This is a genomic window from Deltaproteobacteria bacterium (assembly GCA_005879795.1).
GTDB lineage: Bacteria > Desulfobacterota > Binatia > DP-6 > DP-6 > DP-6.
This window is the reverse complement of the sequence record VBKJ01000252.1, coordinates 1-2,459: the sequence shown is the minus strand read 5'-3', so window position 1 is coordinate 2,459 and position 2,459 is coordinate 1. Positions and strand designations below refer to the sequence as shown.

Sequence of the window (2,459 nt, the reverse complement as noted above, 5' to 3'; positions counted from 1 at the left end):
AAGGGGTCGCGCGCGATCGCCGCGTGGCCAGCGTCGAGCGGGCGCCGCGGGTCGCGGAACGCCGGGAGGCGGACCCACCGGCGGGTCGAGCGCTCGAGCCGCCCAGCCTCGCGCACTCAGGAGCGCCAGCCGCTGCCGCCGGCGAGCACCGGTCGCGGATCGTCCCGCGGAGCCAACTCCCTGGATTTCCGGGGTTCGTGACTCCATGCGGCGCTGCTCCGCCTGCGTGGCCGCTAAAGCAAACGCCACGCCCCGCCGATACTCGAAGGCGAACGGCCGAGCCGGCGAGGGTCGCGTGCCGTCAATGCCTGAGTCGGGGTGAGGTGTGGAGGAGGAGGAAGCATGACGAGCGTGATGGACCGAACCGGTGCACGGCTCCTGACGCGGACGCTCCTCGCCCTCGTGTTGCTCGCCGGGCCGGCCGGGTCCGAGGCGCGCGCGGCGATCGCCTTCGTCCAGAACGTCGGCGCCAACGGGGACGTCATCCCGGGCACGTCACTCGCGGTAACGCTGCACGGCAACACCAGCGTCGCGGTCGGCGACACCCTCATCGTGACGTTCGTAACGGATCCCTCGGCCGGCGCTGTCTCGTGCGCCGACAGCGGAGGAAATTCCTACAGCCTGGATGCCGACGTGACGAACGGCTCCGTTACGTCCGGCGTCCGGACGGTCATCTTCTCTGCTTTCGTCAACACCGCCCTCGGCAACCAGGACACGATTACCGTCACCCATCCTCTCGCCACGTCGAAGGCGGTCAGCGTCAATGAGTTCTCCGGACTACGCGCCTCGGCACTCGACCGGACCGCGAGCGCCACGGGCAACGATACGACGCCAGCGACCAGTGCCACGGCCGTGACCACGCAGCCCAACGAGCTGCTACTCGGGGCTGTCGGCGTCGAGACGAAGAAGACCGAATCGTTTACCCCCGGGGCCGGGTACACCGCCCTGACCGCCTCCTCGTCGGGTCCTGCCCTCGGAGCTTCGACCGACAACGTTACCATCGATCCCGAGTACCAGATCGTGACCGCGACGGGGTCCTACGCTGCGGGGGGTACGCTCGGGCGCGTGCGCCTCTGGGCGGCGGCGATCGCCACCTACCGGTCGACGTGCGGAGACGGGACGCTCGATCCCGGTGAGCAGTGTGATGACGGGAACAACCTGAACGCCGACTGCTGCTCGGCGAGCTGCACGATCGAGCCGGCCGGGACGGTGTGCCGGCCCGCGGCGGGCGTGTGCGACGTGGCCGAGACCTGCAACGGGACGAGCCCGACCTGTCCGGCCGACGTCTTCGTCTCCGCGGCGACCCAATGCCGGGCGGCCGTGGGCGAGTGCGACGTGGCGGAGTTCTGCCCGGGCAACGGGCCGAACTGCCCGGCGGACGCGAAGCAGCCGAGCGGCACGGCGTGCACCGACGACGGCAACCCGTGCACGGCCGACACCTGCGACGGGACGGACGACGCGTGCCAGCACCCGGCGGGGAACGCGGGCGCGGTCTGCCGCGCCTCGGCGGGGGTCTGCGACCCGGCCGAGAGCTGCGACGGCGTCAGCACGAGCTGCCCGGCCGACGCCTTCGCCTCGGGGGCGACCCAGTGCCGCGCATCGGGGGGCGAGTGTGACGTGGCGGAGTTCTGCCCGGGCAACGGGCCGAACTGCCCGGCGGACGCGAAGCAGCCGAGCGGCACGGCGTGCACCGACGACGCCAACCCGTGCACGGCCGACACCTGCGACGGGACGAACGACGCGTGCCAGCACCCGGCGGGGAACGCGGGCGCGGTCTGCCGGGCCTCGGTGGGTGTGTGCGACGCGGCCGAGACGTGCACCGGTGCGAGCGCCACGTGCCCGCCCGACGCCTTCCAGCCGAACGGCACGGGGTGCGACGACGGGAACTTCTGCACCGCGAGCGATGCGTGCCAGGACGGCACCTGCGCCGGCGATCCCACCCTGCTGAACGGGGCCGCGTGCGACGACGGGAACACCTGCACGGACAACGATACCTGTGCGGGCGGGACCTGCAGCGGGACCGCCGCGCCGGACAGCACGTCGTGCGACGACGGCAACGACTGCACCACCACCGACAGCTGCCAGGGCGGCGTCTGCACCGGGACCGCCGCGCCGGACAGCACGCCGTGCAGCGACGGCAACGACTGCACCAGCGCCGACAGCTGCCAGGGCGGCGTCTGCCTGGGGACGACGGTGCCGGACAGCACGGCCTGCGACGACGGCAACGGCTGCACCGGCCCCGACACCTGCCAGGGCGGGACGTGCACGGGCGCCCCGGTGGCCGACGGCACCGCCTGCGACGACGGCAGCGACTGCACCGCGGCGGACAGCTGCCAGGCGGGGCGGTGCGGCGGGACGCCGGCCGCGAGCGCCACGCCGTGCGCCGGCGACGGCACCGTCTGCACGGCGGATGGCTGCGACGCGAGCGGGCGCTGCATCCACCCGCCCGATCCCGCCAG

The 2,459-nt window shown here is 73.1% G+C and carries 1 protein-coding gene; it reads left to right on the top strand.

Annotation, left to right across the window (positions count from 1 at the left end):
• Window positions 1-342: 342 nt before the first annotated feature.
• Window positions 343-2,459, top strand: a 2,117-nt coding sequence (locus E6J59_19720) for a hypothetical protein (protein TMB15826.1), incomplete at its 3' end; no start/stop codon positions are given.